The following is a 22,016-nucleotide window of genomic DNA, read 5'->3' as shown; positions in this document are numbered from 1 at the left end:
GGGCGTGGGCGCTGGGTTGAGCGAAGGCCGTGTCCATCGCTTTCGGCCCGCTTGGCCGGACATCCTGCTCGCGCTCGGATGCGCGGTCGCCTCCCTCTGGGTCTACCGCTCCGCGTTAGGCGCCTACTTCTCGCCCGATGACCTGATCCTGCTCGAGCGGGCGAGAGGACTCGCTCCGCAGCTCACCACCGTGTGGCGCTATCTCTCGGGACGCGCGTATTTCGACCTCGTCTCGCCCTGGTTCGGCATCGAACCAAGCCCGTACATGGTGGTCAACGTCCTGCTGCACGCTGCCTGCGTCGCGCTGCTCTACGCCTTCGCGCGCCGGCACGGAGGAAGGCTGGCCGCCACGGTCGCCGCGGGACTGTTCGGCACCTCGCGCCTCTTCTATTCGGTCGTGTCGCAGGTGGTCGGCGTGGGGGAGATGCTCGCTCTCGCGCTGGCGCTGGCCTCCGCCCTTGCGCTGAGCGCCCAGGGAGTCTGGGCACGGCGGAGCGCGCTGCCGCTCTTCGTCGCCGCGCTGCTCTCCAAGGAGAGCGTGGCTCTTGTTCCCCTCGCGCTCCTGCTCTCGCCGGCCGTGGGAAAAGCGTGGCGCGAGCGCGCTCGTCGTATCGCGCCGCTGGTGGCGGCGAGCGTGGCGATGATCGGCTACGTGCTGCTCTCGGGTGTGCGGGAGACGGCGCTTGGCGGGCGGCCGTACGAGACCGCGTTCGGAGCCAATCTGTTGAGAGCTGGCGCTCACTACGCGTCGTGGTCCACCGATCTCGTCACGCTGATCCCGGACTACTATGGTGCGACGACCACGGTGCCGTGGATCTGGGCGGCGCTCGTTCTGGTCGTGGGCGCGGGCCTGGCTTGGCTGGCTCGAGGACGAACCCGGGCACCGATCGTGGGGTGGGCCTGGTGGCTCCTGGCTCTGCTCCCGGTGCTGCCGCTCCAGTGGCAGCGTTATCTCAACTACCTCTACGCGCCCGCTGCGGGTCTCGCCCTGGCTCTCGGCGGCATCACCGAGTGGCTCCTCGCACGCGAACGAATCACGCGCCCGACGGCCGCCCGACCCGCGAAGCGATCGCGTCGACCAGAGCGACGTCCATGGCCTTGGAGGAACACCATCGCCTGGGCTCTGGCGGTGCTGATCGTTGGGGCGCACGCCGCCCGGTCCGATCAGCTGCTTCAAGTGCGGCTCGGCCGGCGTCTGCCTTACATGGACATTCCCCTCGACCCGTTCGTCCGCAAGGTCGAGCTGGCGCGTCGCGTGGCGACCCGTATCGAGGAGTCCCTCGGCGGCCGTCACGCAAGCATCGTGTTCTACATCCCAAACGTCGGGGACAACCCCTTCTTCGCCAATCTCCTGAAGTCGGTGCTCGACGATGGACGCGGGTTGCGCGCGGTGTGCCCCACGGTCGACTCGGTCGCGTTCGTTTCCCGCTGGACTCCGGAATACCGGGACTTCGAGCTGATCGCCGGCAGTGTCGATGGGTTCGTGGACAATCTCGGCCGCGGCGCCGAATCTCATCTGCGGCTGGCCGACAAGCTCGTGCGCTTCAACTTCCCGCGTGAGGCCGATGAGCACTTGCGGGCTGCTGCGATCGCCTATCCAGACGACGCGCGCCTCGCTCTGGCGAGGGCGACTGTCGTCGCCCAACTCGGCCGATCCGACGAAGCCGCCGCGGAGTGCCGCCGGGCGATCGAGCTCTCCTCCGCGGGATCCTTGGCCGACAGCGCGCGTGCCATGCTGCGCCGACTGGACGCAACCGCGGCGCGCGACTAACGTCGCGCTCCGTCCTGGAGGCTGGCCCATGTCCGAAAGACGCCGCTTCGCCAACAAGGTCGTGCTCGTCACCGGCGCCTCCAGCGGTATCGGACGCGCGTGCGCGCTCGCGCTCGGTAAGGAAGGCGCCAGGGTGGTCGCCGCGGGAAGGCGCGCCGAGCGCCTGGAAGAGACGGCAAAGGCCATCCGCGCAGCCGGCAGCGAGTGCGAGATCGTGACCGGCGACGTCCGCGATCAGGCGACGTGCGAGGCCTGGGTGAAGACCGCGGCCGCGCGTTTCGGCGGACTGGATGGCCTGGTGAACGCCGCGGGCGTGATCGGCAGCGGCGGCTTGCTCGACATCGATGCGGCGGAGTGGGACCGGGTCATGGACTCCAACCTCAGGTCGATCTTCCTCATGACCAAAGCGGCCGCCCGTGCGCTCATCGAGCGCAAGGGCAGCATCGTGAACCTCTCCTCGGTGGCAGGACCGAGGCCGTACCCCAACGTCCTCGCCTATTGCGTGAGCAAGGCTGGCGTCGATCAGCTCACCCGCTGCGCCGCGCTGGATCTGGCGCCCCACGGTGTGCGGGTGAATGCGGTCAATCCGGGCGTCGTGGTCACCGAGCTCCACACCGTGACCAACGCGATTGCGGACTACGAGGGCTTTCTCGAGCGCTCCAAGACCACGCATCCGCTGGGACGGGTCGGAAACGTGGAGGAAGTGGCGGCGCTCGTGCTCTTCCTGCTCAGCGACGAGACGCCGTGGGTGACGGGAGCGACCTATGCCATCGACGGAGGCCGTGCCCTCGCCAGCGCCCGCTAAGTCTCGGCGGCGTGTCAGCCGGCTGGCGCTGGCCATCGCGCTCGCCGCCCTGCTGGCGATCGCCTGGTTCCTGTTCGTCCCGCCCTTCGCGCGATTTCCGGGCCGTCCTCGCCCTGCGCCGGATTACGCGCAGGCGATCCAGCGCGTCGAGGCGCTTCGCGCGGCGGACAAAGGAGAGCTCCATCCCCTGTGCCGGCTCGAGCTGATGACGCACGGACACCGCACCGAGCGCGCCGTGGTGCTCCTCCACGGACTGACCAATTGCCCGAGGCAGTTCGTGAGCCTGGGCCGCACGCTGCACGAGCGCGGGGCCAACGTTCTGATCGCGCGCATTCCACACCACGGGCTGGCGGACCGATTGACGCCCGATCTCGCCAACCTCACGGCTCAAGAGCTGACGCGCTTCGGGGACGAAGTCGTCGACATCGGGCACGGGCTCGGGGACAGCGTGTCGGTCGCGGGACTCTCGCTCGGCGCGGTGCTCGCGGCGTGGCTCGCGCAGGAGCGAAACGACGTGGATCGTGCCGTGATCATCGCGCCGGTGTTCGGCGTCCCTCAGCTCTGGTCGCCGCTCACGCCCGGGCTGACGCGATTCTTCCTCTGGATTCCCAACCAGTTCGTGTGGTGGGACGACAAGCTCCGCGAGAAGGTCCTGGGGCCGACGTACGTCTATCCGCGTTTCTCGACGCGCGGGCTCGGCGAGGTCTTGCGCCTGGGCTGCGCGGTGACGGTGTCCGCGGGTCGCGCCGCGCCGAGGGCAAGGTCGATCACGATGGTGACGATCGAGAACGATCACGCGATCAACAACCAGTCGGCGCGCGAGGTCGTGCGGGCGTGGCGCGCGCGAGCGGGAGAGCGCATCAAGGACTACGAATTCCCCGGCTCCCTGAAGCTCGGGCACGACCTCATCGATCCGCTGCAGCCCTACCAGCAGGTCGACGTCGTATACCCCGTGCTGGCTGACCTGATGCTGTGTCCCTGAGGCTCAGAAGTCGTAGCTCAGGCCCCAATTGAACTTGGTCTGGCTGTGCTCGCCGAGGCCGTGGTACTCGAGCTCGATCAGGTTGCCGAGCTTTCCGGCGAGTCCGAACTTGATCCCGCCGAGCAGGATGACCCCGCCTTTCATCAGCGACTCGGACGCGTCGTTGAAGCCGAGCGAAGGCGCGTCGAGCTCGCTGGACAGGAAGTGCAGCCCCATCCCGGTGCCGAAGTAGGGCTGCCAGCCTTCGCGCTTCAGGTCGTAGCGGAACAGGGCGCCGAGCGTGGCGTCTTTGCGCGTGGCCTCGACACCGAAATCCTTCAGCGTGCTCCGGTTTCGCCAGTACTCGATCATGGGCGCGACCGAGAAGCCTTCGATGAGCTGCGGCAGCCGGACTCGTACGCGGACTCCGATCCCGGAGAACGAGCTCTGCCGCTCCTGGAAGATGGTGGAGGTGATGCCTTCGACCGACCGCAGGCTTCCGCCAGGGGTCGCGCCGGGTGTGGGCGGGGGTGTGGGCGTCGGTGTGGTCTGGGCGTGCGACGTCGCCGCGATCGTCGAGAAGGCGATGAGCGCAGCCAGCGCGAGGAGCATCCTTGCAACGAGGCGCATGTGAACCTCTTTCTTGTGCGGCCAACGGAACCGCGAACATGCGGCCCGCGAGTCAATCCATGACCGGCCGTGATGGCTCGGGGAGCACGGGCACTATAGCGGCTGATCGATCACGGATGCCAGCCCAGGGACAACCCGAGAGCCATCGAGGCATCGCTCAGAACTTCGTGCGCCGCTCGCTGCGAGCGATCGCGAACCTCACCACGTCGGTAACCCGGCCCCGCTCGACGGTCACGAAGACACGGCTCGCCTGGACCACCTGGTGGTTGGCGGGGAGCGAGCGCTCCTCGATGGCGACCACGTGGACACCGGGAGTCACGCGATCGAAGCGCACCATGCCGTCGGCATCGGTGAAGCGCAGCTCCTTGCCGTCGAGCGAGACGAGAATGTCCGGGGCGCCGCTGCCGTTCCCCGAGCGCACCACCTGGACCGTGACCCGGCCGGTGTCACGCCCCGCAAACCACCCCTGGCCGGGCGTCTCGTAGCGCTCGAGCTCGGTCTCGTAGGCCATGCTGTACTCGAGCAGCGCCCGCCGGTCCTGGTCGAAGCGCCTGACTTGGAGGTCACCGCGGTCGCGCAGGCGAGGCACGAACGAGATCGACAGCTCGGCTTCACGGACCCGGCCCTGGAATCCTTCGTCGCGTCCGCCTCCGGCGGTGAGGGAGGCCGTCACGCGCGACGACATCCAGCCGAACGGCCACGAGAGGCGAGTGGTCACGTCGGCGCGATCGTAGCGGCCGTCCTGCCAGCCGACGCGTGGCTCGATGCCGAGGCGCGCTCCGCGACGCATGGCGAGCGAGAAGTCGACCATGGCGCTCAGCGCGCCTCTGGCGTGCCCGCGGGCAGCGTGCTCGAGGCGCGCGAGCAGAGCGTCCCCGCCGCCGAGCATTCCGCCCCCGTACAGGGAGAGGCGGCGTTCCTCGCGCCCGGTCACCGCGCGCCAGTCCCACACCGCGTCACTGCCGCCGTACCAGGACGATTTCCCGATGCTCCCCGAACCCCCGAGCTGGACGGTCCGGGAGGCGAGCGCGGGATCGCCGCCGTCGCGCAGGACCCCGGTGAAGTGCATCTCGGCGCGGCCATCCACGAGGCGGCTCTGGATGTTCCAGCGATCCTCGCGGCGTGGCGCCGGCGGCAGGCGGTCGGTGCTGATCGTGCGCAGCCGCCGCGTGCCGCGCTGGTCGCTGAGCGTCGCCGAGAAGGTGGGCGAGCGGTACGTCCACTCCAGCCCGTGCTCCGCGGCCAGCGCTCGGTGCCCTTCGAGGCTGTGGAGCTGGGCTCCAAGGTGTCCGGTCAGCCATCCGCGGGCGAGCGCCACGCCCCAGTCGAAGTTGCCGGCCGCGCCGCGACCGGGAAGCGTGTCGGAGCTGGGTGGAACGCCGAGAGCCTGTGGCGATCCGCCGCGCCAGAACGTGAACGCGTTGACGGAGAAGATCCCCTCGTCGAAGCGGACGTTCTCGATCGCGATGCCGCCGAGCGCGAGTCGCGGTGCTTCGAGGTGCGGGATCGGCGTCGGCACTCCGCCGAGGGCCACCCATTGGTTGTTGCGCCGATCGATGTATCGCACCACGCCGCCGCGCAGGCGGTTGAGCAGCACCTGGCGCCCGATCGTGAAGGCCTCGGCGTCCATCAGGCTTCCCGAGAGCCGGCCATGGCGGCCCGAGACCCGCAGCGCGTGCAGCTCCGGATCGCCGACCCGATAGCTGCCCGCGGCGTTCACGTCGAACGAACGATCATCGCGATAGAGCTCACCGCCGCCGACCTCCCAAAGAGTGAGCGCATTGGGCCTCGATGGGGTTTGATGAAACACCTGTCCGCGGAAGTGATCGAGCGCCCGCAGCGGACTCCGCGCGTTCGGCATCATCGCGGGCCCCGCCGTCGTCGGCGGCCGGTAGCGAGGGTTGAGGACCCGGCGTTGAGTGAACGAAGGCACCGTGATGGCCGTCGGCTGAAGGGTGGCGATCAGCGTATCGGCGGGAACGAGATCCAGCTCGGGCCCGAGCAGCAGGGCGCGCGCCTCGGCGTGGCCGAGGAGCGCGATGCTCAGCGCGAGGACCGCGACTCGACGAGCTAGCGGTCGTCGCCCGCGGCGACCGGCAGCGGAGCGGGAGTCACGATCGGCCACCGCACACGGGTCTCGCCGACGATCAGCTCGGATTCCCCGGTGTCGAGGGTGGCCGTGACCGCGTAGAAGCCCGGCGCCAGTCGATTCGAGCACGTCCATGTGAACGTCCGGAAGGTCCGGGGCAGCACCACCCCGGTGCCGACGCTTCCCCGCGCCACGACGGCGCCCGAGGAATCGCGCAGCGCGACCTCGCCCGTGGCATACAGATGCCGCTCGCCCGGGTTCCTCAGCTGGAAGGCGACGGCGAGCGCGGTGTCTCCCGAGGCCCGCGTGTCGAGCCCGATCAGCTCGGCGCGCGTGAGGTCCGCGGGAATGCGTGAGAGGTAGAGCGTGGTCCCGAGCTCGGCGATGGCGCGCGGGCCGAACTGCGTCTTGGGCCAGGTCGTGGGCCGCACCTCGCTGAGCAGCACGCCGTAACGCGTGGCTGGTCCCGATTCCGGCAGGTGCATGACGACATGGACGACGCCGGTCTCGCCGGGGCCCAGCGAGAACTGCCGCGGCTCGAACTCGACGGATCCATGGAGGGTCGCCGGCGTCTTGCCGGGCTCCACGAAGGTCATGTTGCCGCTCTCGTCCATGGTCCAGTCGGAGAGGCGGACCTTGACCACCACCGGAGCGTCGCCGAGGTTGCGGATCGCGACGTCGCGGCTGACCCGCTCCTCACCGTGGACGGTGAGGTTGTACTTGGAAGGCACGACCTGGGCCTGCACGCCTGCAGAAGAAGCCGAAGGGACCGTCGCCGCGAGGGCGACGGTCCACATCAGCCAGTAACGCTTCTTCCGCGCGGCAGGGGTCACGGCGATTACTGCGTCACCACCGAGTAGGTCAGCGTGTTGGTGTAGCTCGTCGTCCCCGCGCCGCCGGCGTCGTTGTAGTTGAAGAGGTTCGAGACGCGGATGTCGGTGGTGACGGTGAACAGCGCATTCTGGGCCTGTCCTGTGCTCCACAGGTTCTGGTCCGCCGCCGTGATCGGAGAGTAGCTCGACAGGGTCGTTCCGCCCGTACCCGCGGCCGTCGCCGTCTTGACCGCCAGGTCCGCCAGCGCGATCTGCGGCGCCGCGTCAGGGCAGCGAACCCGCAGCACCATGCCGGTCGACGAGTTGCTGCGCACCCGCACGCGGAGACCCGAAGCGCCGGTGATCTCGGCGAAATCGTTGTCGTAGTCGGCAGGCAGGGGAACGATGGTGACCGCAGCGTCGACGATCTGCACCATCGTGCTCGCGCTCGCGGCCAGGGTGACCGTGGCATTGCCGGAGGTCGCGGCGTCGGCCGGCGGGGCCACGCACGCGGCCACGAGCGCCACCGCGACGAGGAAACCAATGAAACGCTTCATTGAGAGGACCTCACGGTTCGAGACAAACGCAGGACATGGCGCGGCGCGGGGCGGAATGCTGGCCATTTCCGGAACAGCCCGCCGACCTTCGGCGTGTGCGCCTTGGTTATCGGGTGGTGAGCGCCTGAACTTGAAGGGCGGGTTCGCCCGGGCCAGGGGCGCAGAAAAGCCCCTCTTTGCGAGTCCTTGAAAGGCCGATGACTTCATGGGCCGGAAGTGTGCGACGTGGCCCGATCCGTGGCCCATGGGGTATAGTCTTTCGCCGTGAATCGAATCCTCAGCGTCTTCCTGCTCCTTCTCCTCCTGGGGCCGTCCCTCGGTCAATTCGCCAGCTCCGAGGTTTGCGCCGACGAGCAGGAGTGCTGTGATCCTGGGCCGGGTGGCGCCGTCTGTCTGCAGTGTGCTTGCTGTGGAGGCCGGGTGACGGTGACCAGCACGACGGGATTCGAAGACCTCGTCACCCCTCCCGAGCCGGCCCGCGCCGTCGCCTGCGTGCAGGATCCGCCCGCAGCGCCTCCCTCCGATATCCTTCACGTCCCAAAGCTCTCCTAGTCTCCGACGATCTCGGAACAACGCCTCGTCGAAGTGATCGCTTCGACGGGTGCTCGAACTTGCGTCGTGCTCGCGAATGAGGTGAGCGCGAACGTCGGATGTTTCCTGCGCACGGGGAGATGATTCTCTCGTGCCTTGCACGACGAGGAGAGATGCATGCGACGAATGATGGCGTGGATCGCGATGTTGAGCCTGTTGCTGGTGGCGGCCGGATGCGGAGCCAAGAATGCGGCGCAGACCGAACAGACCCAGGCCGCGGCATCACCGGAGGCCGCTCCGCCCCAGGGAGAAGGTCATGCGGCGGTGAACGTCGTCCCCGGCTCCTACGAGGACTGGTGCGAAGAGCATGGGGTTCCCGAGACTCAGTGCACTCGCTGTGATCCGTCGCTGATTCCGGCCTTCCAGGCCGCCAATGACTGGTGCCCGGATCATGGGCTTCCGATGTCTCAGTGCACGATCCACAACCCCAACCTCAAGATCGTCCGGCCGCCGAAGCCGGAGGCCCAATGATGGGGTGGCGTTCTCTCATCGGGGCCCTTCTCATTGGCTCGCTGATGGCTGGCTGCGGCCAGAGGGCGGAGGTCGAGTCGGAAGCCCGCTCGACCCCGACCACCGAGGCCACGGTCGCCTCCGACATGTGCGCCGAGCACGGCGTGCTCGAAGCGATCTGCACCAAGCACCACCCCAAGCTCATTCCTGTCTTCCAGGCCAAGGGGGACTGGTGCCCCGAGCACGGGTTCCCCATGTCGGTCTGCCCGATCCACCACCCGGAGCGAGGCGGACGGCCGGAAGCGCAGGTGGCCATCGACGAGGCGCCGGCAAGCGGCACCAGGATCCGCTTTCGCACCCTCCAGGCCGCCAAGGACGCCGGCATCGAGACGGTGGCGGCCTCGGAGGGAATGGAAGGGGCCGGCGTGTTCGCCACCGCCACCTTGGTGGCCGACGCGTCGCACATGGCGGTGGTCAACGCGCACGCGGCAGGCGTCGTGCGCTCGATCCAGGCGGATCTCGGAAGCCGGGTGACGCGTGGCGCGCGGCTCGCCACGCTCGAGAGCTCGGAAGTCGGAGAGGATCGGTCGCGGCTCCAGGCGGCGCAGGCGCGGGCGAGCGTGGCCGAGGCCAACTACCGAAGAGAGAAGGCGCTCTTCGAAAAGGGCGTCTCCTCGCAGCGCGACGCGCAGGAGGCAGAGCGCGAATGGACGGCGGCGAAGGCCGAGGTCTCTGCGGCCTCGGGCGCGCTCGGCATGATCGGGACCTTGGAAGGGTCGGCGGGGACCTACGTGCTGCGCTCACCGATCGCGGGAACCGTGACCAAGCGCACGGCGACGGTGGGCACGCTGGTCCACACGGAAGACGCGCTGTTCGAGATCGTCGACACCGCCCAGCTCTGGGCGGAGATCGACGTGCCGGAGCTGCACGTCCCGCGCGTGCGAGCCGGCCAGCGCGTGGTGCTCGAGGTCAACGGATTTCCCGGACGAGAGTTCGCGGGAACATTGAAGTTCGTCTCGCCCTCGATCGATCCAGCGACTCGCACCGCCAAGGCGCGCGCCGCGTTCTCCAACCGCGATGGCGCGCTGCGCGCGAACATGTTCGCCAAGGCGCGGATCATCGACGACGCCAATCGTCCCGCGGTCCTGATCCCGAAAGCGGCGGTTCAGGACGCCAAGGGCGTTCAGATCGTCTTCGTCCAGCTCGCCCCGGATGCCTATGAAGCGCGGCGCGTGCGCACCACGCCCGCGACGCACAACATGGTCGCCGTGACGGCGGACGTGCGCCCCGGCGACCGTGTCGTGACGACCGGAAGCTTCCTGCTCAAGACCGAGACGCTCAAGGAGAGCATCGGGGCCGGGTGCTGCGAGGTCGAGGCGCCCAAGAAGGACTAGCCGGCATGCTCAATCGAGTCATCCACTGGTCGATCCGGCATCGCGTGGCCGTGCTGATCATCGGCGTCGCGCTGATCGGCGTGGGTGTCCATGCATTCCTGCGGCTGCCGCTCGATGCCTTCCCGGACACGACGCCGATCCAGGTCCAGGTCAATACGGTGGCCCCCTCGCTCTCGCCGCTCGAGATCGAGCGTCAGATCACCGCACCCATCGAGCAGGCCATCTCCGGGCTGCCGCACCTCGCCGAAGTTCGGTCGCTCTCCAAGTTCGGGCTCTCACAGGTCACGGTCATCTTCGAGGAGGGCGCGGACATCTACCTCGGCCGCCAGGTGGTGGCCGAGCGGCTCGGTACGGTCGAGCTGCCTTCGGGCATCGAGCGGCCCCAGCTCGGTCCCGTCGCCACCGGGCTCGGAGAAGTCTTCCATTACCTGGTGACCGGCCCCGGAAAGTCGCTGGCTGAGCTGCGCACCATTCAGGACTGGGTGATCAAGCCGCAGATGCGCTCGGTTCCGGGCGTCGCCGAGGTCAACACCTGGGGCGGCGACGAGCGCCAGGTTCAGGTGATCGTCGATCCGGTCCACCTGCAGTCCCGCGGCCTGACGCTCGGACAGCTGATCAGCGCGCTGGAAGCCAACAACGCGAACGCGGGCGGCGGCACGCTCGACCAGGCGGGCCAGTCCTATCTCATCCAGGGCGTCGGCATCGTGACCCGGCCGGAGGACGTCGGGAGCATCGTCGTGGCTTCGCACGACGGAGTGCCGACCCGCGTGTCGGACGTCGGCCGCGTGGTCGAGGGACGCGAGATCCGCCGCGGCGCCGTCACCGCCGACGGGAAGGGCGAAGTGGTGCTCGGCCTGGGCTTCATGCTGATGGGCGAAAACAGCCACGAGGTGACGCGGCGGCTGAAGGCCCGCCTCACGGAAGTGCGCAAGAGTCTGCCGGCCGGCGTGCAGGCCCAGCCCGTCTACGAGCGCACCGCGCTGGTGGACCAGGTCCTCGGCACGGTCGAGAAGAATCTGTTCGAGGGCGCGCTGCTCGTCATCGCCGTGCTCTTCGCCTTCCTCGGAAACATCCGCGCCGCTCTCATCGTGGCGGCCGCGATTCCGCTTTCCATGCTGTTCGCGTTCGACCTCATGCTGCGCGCCGGCATCACCGGAAGTCTGATGAGCCTGGGAGCGATCGACTTCGGCCTCATCGTCGACAGCTCGGTGATCATGGTCGAAAACACCGTCCGCCGGCTGGGCGAGGATCAGACGCTTCGGCCGCGCGAGGAAGTGGTCGAGGAGGCCGCGGTCGAAGTGCGCCGGCCGACGATGTTCGGCGAGCTGATCATCCTGATCGTGTACCTGCCGATCCTGGCTCTCGAGGGGATCGAAGGAAAGCTGTTCCGGCCCATGGCGCTGACGGTCATCTTCGCGCTCGTGGGCTCGCTGATCCTGTCGCTCACCCTCATGCCCGCGCTGTGCGCGACTTTTCTGCCGCGACGGCTGCGCGAGCGCGAGAACCGGTTCGTCGCCATGCTCCAGCGCCGCTACCGCGCCGCTCTGCGCTGGGCCGCGGCGCGGCCGCGGCTCGTGCTGATCGTGGTGGGGCTCCTCCTGCTCAACGCGGGATGGCTCGCCACCCGGCTTGGATCCGAATTCGTTCCGCGTCTTCACGAAGGCTCGGTGGTGATCAACACCATCCGGCTCGCGGGGGTCTCGGTGGACGAATCGGTCCGCTATGGCCTCCAGATCGAGCGCGGGCTGCTCGCCGCGTTCCCGGACGAGATCGAGCGGGTCTGGAGCCGCACCGGAACCGCCGAGGTCGCGACCGATCCGATGGGGGTCGAGGTCACCGACGTGTTCGTCACCCTCAAGGACCGCAAGCACTGGAAGAAGGCGCGCACGCAAGAGCGCCTGGTGGAACAGATGGAGGCGAGGCTCTCGAGCTTCCCCGGCATGCGCATGGTGTTCACGCAGCCGATCGAGATGAGGGTCAACGAGATGATCGCCGGCGTCCGGTCCGACGTCGGTGTCAAGATCTTCGGAGACGACTTCGCCACGCTCAAGGCCAAGTCGCGCGAAGTCGAGCAGCTGATTCGGGAGACCCGCGGCTCGGCGGATGTGTTCGCCGAGCAGGTCACCGGCCAGCCGACGCTCGAGATCGAAGTCGATCGCGAGGCCATCGCGCGTCACGGCATCAACGCCCGAGAGGTCCTCGATGCGGTCGAGGCGCTGGGCACCCGCCGGGTGGGCGACATGCAGCAGGGCGACCGGCGGTTCCCGATCACCGTGCGGCTGGACGATTCCTATCGTGAGGACGCGGCGTCCGTCGGACGGATTCAGGTGATGTCGGCCGGGGGTTCGCGCGTGCCCTTGAGCCAGCTGACGCGGATCCGGGTGGTGGAAGGGCCGTCGACCATCCAGCGCGAGTGGGCAAAGCGCCGGGTGGTCGTGCAGTCGAACGTGCGCGGTCGCGACGTCGGGAGCTTCGTCGCCGAGCTCAGGGACAAGATCGATGGTCGCGTCAGCCTGCCCGCCGGATACTACGTGCGGTTTGGAGGGCAATTCGAGCACCTTCAGCGGGCTCAGCAGAGACTCATGATCGTCGTGCCGCTCGCTCTCGGTCTCATCTTCGGTCTGCTCTATCTGACCTTCAGGAATCTCCCCGACGCCGCACGGGTCTTCCTGGCCGTGCCGCTCGCCGTCGTGGGTGGCGTGGTCGCCCTGTGGGTGCGGGGACTGCCGTTCAGCATCTCCGCCGCCGTCGGCTTCATCGCCCTCTCGGGAGTTTCCGTGCTCAACGCGATCGTCCTGGTTTCCACGATGCGGCAGATGCTGAGCGCGGGATCCTCGATCGAGGAAGCGGTCCCTGCCGCCGCCGAGCGGCGACTGCGTCCGGTGCTCATGACCGGCCTGGTCGCGAGCATGGGATTCGTGCCCATGGCGCTCAACACCGGAATCGGCGCCGAAGTGCAGCGGCCGCTGGCCACCGTGGTGATCGGGGGCGTCATCTCCTCGACGGTGCTCACGCTCTTCGTGCTGCCCGTCATCTATCTGCTGACGGAACGACGCGCGCGTCGTAGCGCCGAATCGACCGAGCTGCGCGCGGTCGGATCGTGACGCGGCGCGGACGCTGGGTGGCGGGCGTCGGCGTGCTGCTCCTGGCGCAGCTCGCGGCGTTCGGGGTGTGGCAGCGGGTGGATCGGGAGCGCAAGACCGCCGGGCTCATCGTGGCCGCCGAGCCGCGATCGGAGCCGGGCCACGACCTGGTGATCGAGCGGCCCGACGGCGCCGTCCATCCGATGGCCGCGCGCTCGGGTGGTTTCCAGCTCGTCCACTTCTGGGCGACGTGGTGCCCGCCATGCCGCAAGGAGATGCCGACCCTTCTCGAGCTCGCCCGGCGAGAGCGAGAGCGACTCGACATCTGGATCATCACCACCGACCGGGACTGGAAGCCTGTCCGCGCGTTCTTCAGGGGGAAGATCCCGGCCAACGTGGTGCGGGACGTGAGTGGCGGCCACCGGGCTTACGGCGTCGACGACCTTCCCGACTCCTATCTGCTCGATCCCAGCGGCCGCGTCGTCGCCCGTTTCGCCGGTGGGCAGCACTGGAGCTCGGCCGCGATGCGGAAGACTCTCGACCGGCTCATGCTCAGGGAGCCGGGGTCATGAATCCCAGCGTCTCCGTGCGCCAGCTCGCGATGGAGACGAAGTCGAGTCCGATCGCCGTCGCGATCTCACGGCTGGGTCGTTCGGGGCCGAAGGTCCAGACCCGCCCATGCCGCTCCGCCCAGAGCCGCAGCGAGTCACGCGTCGCGAGCACCGCCGGCAGAGTCTCGGGAGGGTCGAAGTTCTTCTCGCGCGCCACCTCGAGCAGCCACACGCGCTCGCGCAGGTAGAACGGTAGGGCTGAAGTGAAGTGGTTGATCTCGACGACGGGTTCTCCGCGGCGATGCTCGGCCAGCAGCGCGGCGATGCGCCGCGGCGAGCCCAGCTGTGAATCGTACGGCGCGAGCGCGATCGCCAGCGCGGCCATCGCGAGCGCGCTCCCGAGCGCGGCGAGCGTCATGCGCCCTCGCGCCGCGGCAAGAGCGCCCAGCAGCCAGACGACGCAGGCGCCGAGCGCCAGCGGCCCCATGGCGCCGCGGGTGACCCCCGCTTCGAACAGCTCGAACGCTCCGTAGAGCGCCATCCCGGCGAGCGTGACCATGGCGCCCCAGCGCGCGAGACCTGAGTCGAGCCCGCGAGCGGCCAGCAGCGCGGCAGCCGGAAAGCACGGCAGCAGGTAGGAAGGCAGCTTGGAGCCCGAGAAGGAGAGGAAGATCACCGGCGCCAGCAGCCAGGCGAGCAGCAGCCGGGCTTCGGGATCGGCTCGATCGCGCCAGGTGCGCGCGATGCCGACCAGCGTCGCCATCGTCCATGGCGCGGCTCCGGCCAGCAGGACGAGCACGAAGTAATAAGGCGGCCCGCCGCGGTCGTGGGTCACACTGGCCACCCGCGCCACGACCTGGTGGCCGAGAAAGTACCCGAGCAGTCCCGAATTCATGGACACGACCGCCACGTACCAGGGCAGCCCGATGAGCGCGAACACGATCCATCCGCGCCGCGGGCCGAGCAACGCGAGGAAGCGGCGGTCGCGAGCCCAGAGCGCCGCGACGAGAACGGGCAGCAGGGTGTGGATGAACACCACCGGCCCCTTCGTCATGAAGCCGAGACCCAGGGCCGCCAGCGCGAGAGTGGACGGCGCGAGCGCCCAGTAGAGCGCCACCGTCGCGGCGAGGAACGGATCGGTGGCCAGCCCGCGGCCGATGACCGCGAACAGCAGCATCGTTCCGAGAACCCAAGCTGTCCTGCCCGAGTCGATCATGAGCGCTGCGAACCGTCGCGACGCGATCCAGGCCGCGAGCGCGATCGTCGCCACGTTGGCCAGCAGCGCCATGAGGCGGGCGCCCCATTCGTTGACTCCCACCGCGGCCATGCCGGCGGCGGCGGCCCAGTAGGCGAGCGGAGGCTTGTGGAAGTGATGAAGGCCGTCGAGGCGCGGGGTCAGCCAGTCCCCGCTCGCGAGCATCTCGCGCGCGATCTCGGCGTACCGCGCCTCGGTAGGCTCGATCAGGCCGATCCAGCCGCCGCTGCCGATCAGCAGGAGCCCGATGAGAAGGATCGCGACGCGCGGATGCTCGAGCCCCGCGCGCCGGGGTTGCGGCTCGGCCGATCCTTCGTTCAAGCCGTGTTCTCGCGGCGCATCAGCACCAGGTTCCTCATGTAGATGAAGAGGCCTGCTCCCTGGCCGATCGCGAACACCGGGTCCTTGCGATGGATCGCGTAGACCAGCAGCGCCACCCCCCCGAGCAGGCTCAGATACCAGAAGAGCCCGGGAAAGACCACGCGTCCGCGGCGCTCGGACGCGATCCACTGCACGAAGAAACGCGAGCCGAACAGGAGCTGTCCCGCAAAACCGATCGCATACCAGCCAGCTGGAGAAAGAAACCAGTCCTTCATCGCGTCACCTCGCGCACCCGGTAGCGAATCAGGCGTGACTTGAGCCAGCGCACGCCGAAAAGGTCGTAGATCCCGCGCCACAGGCGATTCGAAACGCCGTACTTCGACCTGCCGTGACGACGGGGACGATGGGAGAGCGGCACTTCCGCGTAGCGGCTGCCGCGAAACACGCACAAGGCCGGCAGGAAGCGGTGGGCGCCGACGAACCAAGGGAGGCCTTCCAGCGCTTCGCGCCGGTAGGCTTTGAACGAGCAGCCGATGTCGGTGACCGGATCGCCGAGCACGGCCCGGCGGGTCGCGTTGGCGATGCGTGACGAGACGAGCCGCAACCAGCGGTCCTGGCGGTTCTGCCGCACACCCGAGACCACGTCCGCGTGCTGCAGCGCCTTGAGAAGCCGACCGAGATCGGCAGGGTCGTTCTGCAGATCCGCATCGAGCGTCACCACGATCTCGCCGCGCGCGCGCAGCAGGCCGGCCGCCAAGGCGCCGCTCTGGCCCACGTTCCTCTCGAGCACCACCGGCACGATGCGCGGGTCGAGCGCCGCCGCCGACACCATCCAGCCGCCGCTGCCGTCGCCGCTGCCGTCGTCCACCAGCACCAGCTCCCAGCGTTTGCCGGTGGCATCGAGCGCGGCGCGCAGCTCCTCGACCAGCAGGGGGAGGTTCTCGCGCTCGTCGTAGGCGGGCACGACCGCCGACAGGTCCGGCCGTTCGGTGCTCATGCGGGGCGCCAGTGTGCCCGGGGGCATCGTGGTTGTCCACCGGGCGCGGCCGACGCGCGTTCCAGACTGGCGTCGCGTTTGAGACGAAGCCCTGCGCTGTGCTAGAAGCAGCACGGCATGGCACGACGCCGGCGTCGAGCGCGACCGCTCGAGCAATTGGCCATGGACTTCGGCCCCGAGCGACCACCGTGGAAGTTCTCGCGGCTGGTGCTCGCGTCCCCAAGTCTTGCCCGTATCCGCGAGCGGCTCGAATTCGTGCGCACGTTCTTTCCCGAGCTCGCTTCGCTCACCATCCGCGTGGGTCTGGTCAAGAAGCCTGGGGTGCTCGGCTGGGGATCACTGGACCCCGAAGACCCCGGCGTGTGGGTGCGGCCAAGAAGACTCGATCACTTCACGATCGCGCACGAGTTCACCCACTTGTTGCAGGCGCGCGGGCTGGTGCCGATGGGCGAGCGGGCCTGCGATCTGTTCGCGCTCGCGCGCTCGCCCCTGCTGATCGATCAGCCGCCGGGATACCTCAAGCTGCCGCGGGATGCTCATAGGCTCAGGCAGCTCGATCCGGCTCACGGGAAGCTGCTCCACGAGGCCGCCCGGCGAGCGGTGGAGGCTCGCGCCGGCGGCGACCGCCGCTATCTCCAGCGTTTCGAGCGCGAGGTCGCCGAGTCTTGGCGAGCTCTGATCATTTCATCGCCGCCCCGGATGGACGAGGCCTTCGTCCGCGCTTAGCCTGGGGGCATGACTCCCAGGAAGGTCGAAGCCCCCACGGCCCCTTACCGGCAGTGGGGTGAGGACCTCGAGCCGAGCGCCGTGCAGCAACTCGTCGACGCCTGCACGCTCCCGATCGCGGTGCGCGGTGCGCTCATGCCCGACGCGCACCCCGGCTACGGGTTGCCGATCGGCGGCGTGCTCGCCACCCGCAACGCCGTGATCCCGTACGCCGTGGGCGTGGACATCGCCTGCCGCATGAAGCTCACGGTGCTCGACCTGCCGCTCGCGACCCTTCGCGAAGACGAAGAGCGGCTGCGCAAGGCCATCCAGAAGGAGACGCGCTTCGGGATCGGCTCCGAGTTCGAATCACGCCGGCAGCACGATGTCATGGACCTCGACTGGAGGGTCTCGCCGATCACTGACAAGCTGCGGAACAAGGCCTGGGCGCAGCTCGGCACCAGCGGCAGCGGCAACCACTTCGTCGAGTTCGGGATCTTCCACGTCGACCACGGCGAGCTGAAGGTGCCGCCCGGAGATTATCTGGCGCTGCTCAGCCACAGCGGCAGCCGCGGCACCGGGGCCGAGGTGGCGGGCCATTACAGCCGGCTCGCCAAGAAGCTTCACCCCGAGCTGCCGCAGCACTTGAAGAACCTGGCGTGGCTCGACCTCGATTCCGAGGAAGGGCAGGAATACTGGAACGCGATGGAGCTGATGGGCCGCTATGCCGCGGCCAATCACGCATGCATCCATCGCCACATGGCGAGGAACCTCGGCGCGCAGGTGCTGCTCGATCTCGAGAACCATCACAACTTCGCGTGGAAGGAGCGCCACGACGGCGAGGAGCTGATCGTCCACCGCAAGGGCGCCACGCCGGCCGGTGAAGGCGTGCTCGGGATCATCCCCGGCTCGATGGCCACCACGACTTACGTGGCCCGGGGCAAGGGCAACGACGCCTCCCTCGACTCCGCATCGCACGGAGCGGGGCGGGTGATGAGCCGGACGGAAGCGAGGCGCCGATTCCGCTGGCCCGAAGCGATGGAGGTGCTGAACGCTCGAGGTGTGAAGCTGATTTCCGCCGGCCTCGACGAAGTCCCGATGGTCTACAAGGACATCGACCAGGTGATGGCGGCCCAGGCCGACCTGGTCGAGCCGGTGGCGACGTTCGATCCGAAGCTGGTGAAGATGGCGCCCGCCGGAGAGCGCCCCGAGGATTGAGTCGGGTTACGGGACGGGGATGTCGAAGTGGTGAACGTCCTCGCGCCTTCCCAATGACTCGTAGAGACGGATCGCCGGCTCGTCGCCGCGGTCGGCCTGGACGAAGATGACGTACACGCCGCGCTGCCTGGCGATCCGCTTGAGCTCCTGGATCAATCCGGTGGCGATGCCGAGGCGGCGATGCTCCTTCAGCACCGCGAGGTCGTAGATGTACGCCTCGCGGCGCTCCTGCTCGAACTTGTCCAGCACGTAGGCGGTCAGCCCGCCGACGACCCGGCCGTCGTGGAGTGCCACCAACGCGATGAAGTGCTCCATGTCCAGGAGTCGCTTCAGATAGGCACCGCTCGGGGGCCGCTCTCCGTAGGTCGGCGCGTCCTCGAACGCCTCGGAGAAGACACGAAGCAAGTCCCTCATCTCCGCGACCTCACCGTGCTCCAGGAGCTTGAAGTCGTAGGACTGGGAAGGTGACATAGGCGCGAGTGTGTCGTATGAAGAGGTTCACGCGCCAGTGATCCCTGTCTCCTGAGAGGGAACAATGACGGATTCGCAACGGTGGCTGGCAGCGGCGGACGATCCGGATGAGCGCTTTCTAGCGCAGCTGAGAACAGTTCTAGAGAAGCCATGGCCCGATCCTGACGAGGATGCGCCATGAGTGAAGCGTCGCGTCTTCAGGTCGTTGCTGCCGTAGTGTGGCGAGACGGCAAGCTGTTGCTGACTCAGCGGCCGCCGGGTGGACCGCTCGGAGGACAGTGGGAGTTTCCCGGCGGCAAGATCGAGCCAGGTGAGACGCCGGAGCAGGCGCTGGTGCGCGAGATCCGCGAAGAACTGCATGTCGGCGCCACTCCAGGCGAGGTGATCGCGGTCGACACGCATCGCTACGAGCACGGTCTCGAAGTCGAGATCTGGTTCATCGCTTGCGAGCTGGACTCGCTGGAACTCGTCGAGGGGCCGGGAATTCACGAGATCCGCTGGTGGGATCTCGAGGCGCTCGATCCCTCGATCGTGCTCGAGGGCGATCGGCGCTTCCTCGCGGAGCTCAAGCGCGGGGCGCGAAGGCCAAGCTCGTAACCTCGCCGGCTCGCGGCTAGAATGCCGGCCATGTGGATCCTCGACGTTGCCGGCACCGTGCTTCCCGAAGGCCTTCGCTTCCTCACCATCGGGTGGTGGGCGATCCATCTGCTCGCCGTCGCCGTGGTGTTCGCGTGGGGTTACCGCAAGGGCCGCACCGACGAGAAGAAGGGCCGGCCGAATCCCTTCGAGTAGGTCGCGCGCCGTGCCTCGAACCGACCTGCGCCTTCGGCTCGCCACGCGCGAGGACCTGCCGGCGCTGCGCGACCTGATCCCGCTCTCCTCTGGTCGCTGAGCCGTCGCGACACGCTGTTCGGCGGCGATCAGGCCGCGCGCGCCGAGGATCGCCCGCTCGACCCGGCCACCGAGCCGGCTCGCATCCGTTCTAGCGCGCGCTCATCTCGCGCGCGGCCTCGGCCGATAACCCCGGGGCCATGGCTCTCGTCATTCAAACCACTCCGGTGGGAGGCGCCATCGCCGCGGCGCTGGTGGTCGCGGGCGCTTCCATGTTCGGCGCCGGCCTCCGCAGCCTGAGGCTCCGCCGCCAGCTGAGCCGTCTCGAAGTGCTTTCGCCCGGCGACGAGCGAACCGGCTTCGGGCGGGTCGAGGGGCGCGTCGCGCTCGAGAGCCCCCTGGTCGGGCCGCTCTCGGGTCAGCCCTGCGCCGGTTACCGGCTCGAGGTGCTCGGACCGCGCTCGATGAGGCTGGCGACGCTGGACGACCTCCGTCCTTTCCGCCTCATCGCCGAGAGCGGCACCGCTCACGTGGCCGGAGTCGACGGCGGAACCTGGGACCTGCCGGTCGTGGCCCAGCGCGGGGTGGCGCCCGCCGACGAGCTCAGCGAGAACCTCCGCGCGCTGCTCCATCAATCCCCGGAAGCCCAGTGGATGCGAAGGGCCGGCATGACCGTGACCTTGGTGGAGCGCGCGTTGCGAGCGGGAGAGTCGTGCTGCGTGATCGGCGCCGCGCGCCCGGCGCAGCCCTACGAGCTGATCTCCGACGTGGAGCTGGCGCGCACCGGCACCGACGACGCGCCGCTGTCGGCGCTTCGGCGCGCCCAGGCCCCGGAGCTCTGGATCGAGCCGGACCCACAGCTCCAGTACCTGCGCATCAGCCTTGAGCCGCCGCCCACGGCGACGCTCGCGGTCTCGCCCTGGCGGACGCTGGGCTTGATCGCGGGTCCGCTGCTGAGTCTCGCCGGCATGATCTACCTCATGGCGCTCGCGGATGCGCTGCGCGCGCTCACGAGGTTCGTGCGGTGATCGAGATCGACCCCCGTCTCCCGATCGCGGCTGCGATCGGCCTGGTCGCCGGTCCGTTGATGCTCTGGCGCGGCTTCAAGCACATGCGCACCTGCCGGCTCATCGAGAACACGCCGACGGCGCGCGTGCGCTCGATGGCCATGGGCCTGGTGGAGCTGAACGGCAAGGTCGAAGCGCGGAGCACGATGACGGCGCCCTTCTCCGGCAGAGCCTGCGCGCACTGGCAGGTGGAGATCGCGGTGCGGGGCAAGAAGCGCGGAGGGTGGTCGGTGGTGCACCGCAATCAATCCGGCAATCCGTTCTACATCGAGGACGATACCGGCGTGGCACTGGTCTACCCGCATGGCTCGGACTGCCGCGTGCGGTTCGGCACCGACGAGGAGTGCTCGGGCTTCAACCTTCCCGAGGTCTACGCCGATTACCTGCGCGAGTACCCGGCGGCGATCGGGCCGATCCACCGGCTCTCCTGGCTGCGGTTTCGCGAGCGCACGCTGGAAGACGGAATGCAGGTGTACGTGCTGGGCACCGCGATGCCGAGGAGTCGCGCCATCGTGGTGTCCGAGGGCGAGGCGCTGGCGGCGACCGGGACGGATGGGCTCGGCGATCGCCAACGGAGGGAGCGCGACGACGCCACGACCGCGGTGGTGCGGCAGGGAGAGAACGAGAGGACGTTCATCATCAGTCAGGAGTCCGAGCGTGATCTGGCGTTCGGGCTCAAGGTGAAGGCCGTCGCCATGATCTGGGGCGGGCCATTGCTGGCGTTGTTGGGACTGGCTTACTGGCTGAACGTGATCGCATCCCGCAAGCTGCTCTGAGCCAGGCACGACCGTCATGAAGACGGAGGGAGGAAACGATGTTCGTCGGTGAGATCTTCTGGACGGCGGTGATCGGTTTCGCCGTGGTGGGCACGATCGGCTACGTCCTTTCCATCTACAACGGCCTGGTGGCGCTGCGGAACAACATCTCGCGCTCGTGGTCCAACATCGACGTTCTGCTCAAGCAGCGGCACGACGAGCTGCCCAAGCTGGTCAAGACCTGCGAGGGATACATGCGGCACGAGCGCGGCGTGTTCGACAAGCTGAGCGAAGCGCGCGCGGCTCTGGCCGAAGCCAAGTCGGTCGGGCAGCGCGCCGGCGCCGAGGGCATGCTGAACCGTGCGCTGGGAGCGATCTTCGCGGTGGCCGAGGCGTATCCAGACCTCAAGGCCAACCAGTCCTTCATCCAGCTGCAGAACCGCATCAGCGAGCTCGAGAACCAGATCGCCGACCGCCGCGAGTTCTACAACGACACGGTCACCACCTTCAATACGCGCATCCAGCAGATCCCCGACCGCTTCGTGGCGGACATGCTGACCTGCGTTCCCGCCGAGCTGTTCCAGGTGGACGCCGAGGATCGCCGGGACGTGGAGATCAACTTCCAGGCCGCGTGAGAACCATCGGATCGCCAGGGGGGGCGCCGCCACAAGGCGCCCTCACTCTTTTCCGGATCGGCCTTGA

The 22,016-nt window shown here is 68.5% G+C and carries 22 protein-coding genes; 14 read left to right on the top strand and 8 right to left on the bottom strand.

The features are described 5' to 3' along the window. Window positions 1-16: 16 nt before the first annotated feature. From VFQ05_12440 to VFQ05_12430, 3 genes are read left to right on the top strand one after another with little or no spacing between them, the layout of a single operon-like run. On the top strand, window positions 17-1,771 hold the full coding sequence (locus VFQ05_12440) for a hypothetical protein (protein HET9327574.1): 1,755 nt from the start codon (window positions 17-19) through the stop codon (window positions 1,769-1,771). A 28-nt stretch (window positions 1,772-1,799) separates the two neighbouring features. Then, complete coding sequence (locus VFQ05_12435; GenBank protein ID HET9327573.1) at window positions 1,800-2,576, top strand: SDR family oxidoreductase; 777 nt, start codon at window positions 1,800-1,802, stop codon at window positions 2,574-2,576. Next, the gene (locus tag VFQ05_12430; protein ID HET9327572.1) at window positions 2,554-3,558 is read left to right on the top strand and encodes an alpha/beta hydrolase; all 1,005 of its coding nucleotides are present in this window, start codon (window positions 2,554-2,556) and stop codon (window positions 3,556-3,558) included. Before VFQ05_12435 ends, VFQ05_12430 begins: the two co-directional genes overlap by 23 nt. Before the next feature lie 3 nt (window positions 3,559-3,561). Here VFQ05_12430 and VFQ05_12425 read toward each other — a convergent pair whose 3' ends face one another. The 4 genes from VFQ05_12425 to VFQ05_12410 all read right to left on the bottom strand — a co-directional run bounded on the left by VFQ05_12425 (window position 3,562) and on the right by VFQ05_12410 (window position 7,625). Then, window positions 3,562-4,167, bottom strand: coding sequence for a hypothetical protein (locus VFQ05_12425; GenBank protein HET9327571.1), 606 nt, complete (start codon window positions 4,165-4,167; stop codon window positions 3,562-3,564). Between the two features lie 157 nt (window positions 4,168-4,324). Further along, window positions 4,325-6,292: a hypothetical protein gene (locus VFQ05_12420; GenBank protein HET9327570.1), complete on the bottom strand. Its 1,968-nt coding sequence runs from the start codon at window positions 6,290-6,292 to the stop codon at window positions 4,325-4,327. After that, a complete protein-coding gene (locus VFQ05_12415) occupies window positions 6,238-7,089 on the bottom strand; it encodes a hypothetical protein (protein ID HET9327569.1) in 852 nt (283 codons plus the stop codon). The genes VFQ05_12420 and VFQ05_12415 overlap by 55 nt, the downstream gene beginning before the upstream one ends. 5 nt (window positions 7,090-7,094) lie before the next feature. After that, complete coding sequence (locus VFQ05_12410) at window positions 7,095-7,625, bottom strand: hypothetical protein (GenBank protein ID HET9327568.1); 531 nt, start codon at window positions 7,623-7,625, stop codon at window positions 7,095-7,097. Between the two features lie 708 nt (window positions 7,626-8,333). On the opposite strand from VFQ05_12410, the gene VFQ05_12405 reads away from it, so the two are divergent. The 4 genes from VFQ05_12405 to VFQ05_12390 are packed head-to-tail and all read left to right on the top strand — an operon-like array spanning window position 8,334 to window position 13,715. Next, a complete protein-coding gene (locus VFQ05_12405) occupies window positions 8,334-8,687 on the top strand; it encodes a hypothetical protein (GenBank protein ID HET9327567.1) in 354 nt (117 codons plus the stop codon). After that, a complete protein-coding gene (locus tag VFQ05_12400; GenBank protein HET9327566.1) occupies window positions 8,687-10,060 on the top strand; it encodes an efflux RND transporter periplasmic adaptor subunit in 1,374 nt (457 codons plus the stop codon). Before VFQ05_12405 ends, VFQ05_12400 begins: the two co-directional genes overlap by 1 nt. Before the next feature lie 5 nt (window positions 10,061-10,065). After that, complete coding sequence (locus tag VFQ05_12395) at window positions 10,066-13,164, top strand: CusA/CzcA family heavy metal efflux RND transporter (protein HET9327565.1); 3,099 nt, start codon at window positions 10,066-10,068, stop codon at window positions 13,162-13,164. Beyond that, entirely contained in the window at window positions 13,161-13,715 is a 555-nt protein-coding gene (locus tag VFQ05_12390) for a TlpA disulfide reductase family protein (protein HET9327564.1), read from the top strand. Before VFQ05_12395 ends, VFQ05_12390 begins: the two co-directional genes overlap by 4 nt. Here the strand turns inward: VFQ05_12390 and VFQ05_12385 are convergent. The 3 genes from VFQ05_12385 to VFQ05_12375 are packed head-to-tail and all read right to left on the bottom strand — an operon-like array spanning window position 13,696 to window position 16,267. Continuing rightward, window positions 13,696-15,270, bottom strand: coding sequence for a phospholipid carrier-dependent glycosyltransferase (locus tag VFQ05_12385; GenBank protein ID HET9327563.1), 1,575 nt, complete (start codon window positions 15,268-15,270; stop codon window positions 13,696-13,698). The two genes, VFQ05_12390 and VFQ05_12385, sit on opposite strands and share 20 nt — an antisense overlap. Beyond that, complete coding sequence (locus VFQ05_12380; GenBank protein ID HET9327562.1) at window positions 15,267-15,545, bottom strand: lipid-A-disaccharide synthase N-terminal domain-containing protein; 279 nt, start codon at window positions 15,543-15,545, stop codon at window positions 15,267-15,269. Before VFQ05_12380 ends, VFQ05_12385 begins: the two co-directional genes overlap by 4 nt. Beyond that, window positions 15,542-16,267, bottom strand: a complete 726-nt coding sequence (locus VFQ05_12375; protein ID HET9327561.1) for a glycosyltransferase family 2 protein — start codon at window positions 16,265-16,267, stop codon at window positions 15,542-15,544. Before VFQ05_12375 ends, VFQ05_12380 begins: the two co-directional genes overlap by 4 nt. Before the next feature lie 162 nt (window positions 16,268-16,429). Between VFQ05_12375 and VFQ05_12370 the strand changes: the two genes are divergently transcribed. Next, a complete protein-coding gene (locus VFQ05_12370) occupies window positions 16,430-16,993 on the top strand; it encodes a hypothetical protein (GenBank protein ID HET9327560.1) in 564 nt (187 codons plus the stop codon). A 9-nt stretch (window positions 16,994-17,002) separates the two neighbouring features. Continuing rightward, a complete protein-coding gene (locus VFQ05_12365; GenBank protein HET9327559.1) occupies window positions 17,003-18,190 on the top strand; it encodes an RtcB family protein in 1,188 nt (395 codons plus the stop codon). A 6-nt stretch (window positions 18,191-18,196) separates the two neighbouring features. Here VFQ05_12365 and VFQ05_12360 read toward each other — a convergent pair whose 3' ends face one another. After that, window positions 18,197-18,661: an AAC(3)-I family aminoglycoside N-acetyltransferase gene (locus VFQ05_12360; protein HET9327558.1), complete on the bottom strand. Its 465-nt coding sequence runs from the start codon at window positions 18,659-18,661 to the stop codon at window positions 18,197-18,199. 177 nt (window positions 18,662-18,838) lie between these two features. Between VFQ05_12360 and VFQ05_12355 the strand changes: the two genes are divergently transcribed. From VFQ05_12355 to VFQ05_12335, 5 genes are all read left to right on the top strand, one after another. Beyond that, window positions 18,839-19,258 carry a (deoxy)nucleoside triphosphate pyrophosphohydrolase gene (locus VFQ05_12355; protein HET9327557.1) on the top strand — a complete coding sequence of 140 codons (420 nt, stop codon included), beginning with the start codon at window positions 18,839-18,841 and terminating at the stop codon, window positions 19,256-19,258. A 21-nt stretch (window positions 19,259-19,279) separates the two neighbouring features. Next, a complete protein-coding gene (locus tag VFQ05_12350; protein ID HET9327556.1) occupies window positions 19,280-19,453 on the top strand; it encodes a hypothetical protein in 174 nt (57 codons plus the stop codon). 239 nt (window positions 19,454-19,692) lie between these two features. Next, on the top strand, window positions 19,693-20,520 hold the full coding sequence (locus tag VFQ05_12345; protein HET9327555.1) for a hypothetical protein: 828 nt from the start codon (window positions 19,693-19,695) through the stop codon (window positions 20,518-20,520). After that, a complete protein-coding gene (locus tag VFQ05_12340) occupies window positions 20,517-21,335 on the top strand; it encodes a hypothetical protein (protein HET9327554.1) in 819 nt (272 codons plus the stop codon). Before VFQ05_12345 ends, VFQ05_12340 begins: the two co-directional genes overlap by 4 nt. Before the next feature lie 38 nt (window positions 21,336-21,373). After that, the gene (locus VFQ05_12335; protein HET9327553.1) at window positions 21,374-21,949 is read left to right on the top strand and encodes a LemA family protein; all 576 of its coding nucleotides are present in this window, start codon (window positions 21,374-21,376) and stop codon (window positions 21,947-21,949) included. Window positions 21,950-22,016: the final 67 nt, after the last annotated feature.

This window comes from Candidatus Eisenbacteria bacterium, assembly GCA_035712145.1.
GTDB lineage: Bacteria > Eisenbacteria > RBG-16-71-46 > RBG-16-71-46 > RBG-16-71-46 > DASTBI01.
The sequence above is the reverse complement of the archived record's forward strand: the minus strand, read 5'-3'. Positions and strand labels throughout refer to the sequence as shown.

What these genes read in the sequence shown, in the direction of transcription:
- VFQ05_12435 (HET9327573.1), top strand. Translation starts at nt 1,800, where the DNA reads ATGTCCGAAAGACGCCGCTTCGCCAACAAGGTCGTGCTCGTCACCGGC.
- VFQ05_12425 (HET9327571.1), bottom strand. Translation starts at nt 4,167, where the DNA reads ATGCGCCTCGTTGCAAGGATGCTCCTCGCGCTGGCTGCGCTCATCGCC.
- VFQ05_12410 (HET9327568.1), bottom strand. Translation starts at nt 7,625, where the DNA reads ATGAAGCGTTTCATTGGTTTCCTCGTCGCGGTGGCGCTCGTGGCCGCG.
- VFQ05_12405 (HET9327567.1), top strand. Translation starts at nt 8,334, where the DNA reads ATGCGACGAATGATGGCGTGGATCGCGATGTTGAGCCTGTTGCTGGTG.
- VFQ05_12400 (HET9327566.1), top strand. Translation starts at nt 8,687, where the DNA reads ATGGGGTGGCGTTCTCTCATCGGGGCCCTTCTCATTGGCTCGCTGATG.
- VFQ05_12395 (HET9327565.1), top strand. Translation starts at nt 10,066, where the DNA reads ATGCTCAATCGAGTCATCCACTGGTCGATCCGGCATCGCGTGGCCGTG.
- VFQ05_12380 (HET9327562.1), bottom strand. Translation starts at nt 15,545, where the DNA reads ATGAAGGACTGGTTTCTTTCTCCAGCTGGCTGGTATGCGATCGGTTTT.
- VFQ05_12375 (HET9327561.1), bottom strand. Translation starts at nt 16,267, where the DNA reads ATGAGCACCGAACGGCCGGACCTGTCGGCGGTCGTGCCCGCCTACGAC.
- VFQ05_12370 (HET9327560.1), top strand. Translation starts at nt 16,430, where the DNA reads ATGGACTTCGGCCCCGAGCGACCACCGTGGAAGTTCTCGCGGCTGGTG.
- VFQ05_12365 (HET9327559.1), top strand. Translation starts at nt 17,003, where the DNA reads ATGACTCCCAGGAAGGTCGAAGCCCCCACGGCCCCTTACCGGCAGTGG.
- VFQ05_12360 (HET9327558.1), bottom strand. Translation starts at nt 18,661, where the DNA reads ATGTCACCTTCCCAGTCCTACGACTTCAAGCTCCTGGAGCACGGTGAG.
- VFQ05_12355 (HET9327557.1), top strand. Translation starts at nt 18,839, where the DNA reads ATGAGTGAAGCGTCGCGTCTTCAGGTCGTTGCTGCCGTAGTGTGGCGA.
- VFQ05_12350 (HET9327556.1), top strand. Translation starts at nt 19,280, where the DNA reads ATGCCGGCCATGTGGATCCTCGACGTTGCCGGCACCGTGCTTCCCGAA.
- VFQ05_12345 (HET9327555.1), top strand. Translation starts at nt 19,693, where the DNA reads ATGGCTCTCGTCATTCAAACCACTCCGGTGGGAGGCGCCATCGCCGCG.
- VFQ05_12335 (HET9327553.1), top strand. Translation starts at nt 21,374, where the DNA reads ATGTTCGTCGGTGAGATCTTCTGGACGGCGGTGATCGGTTTCGCCGTG.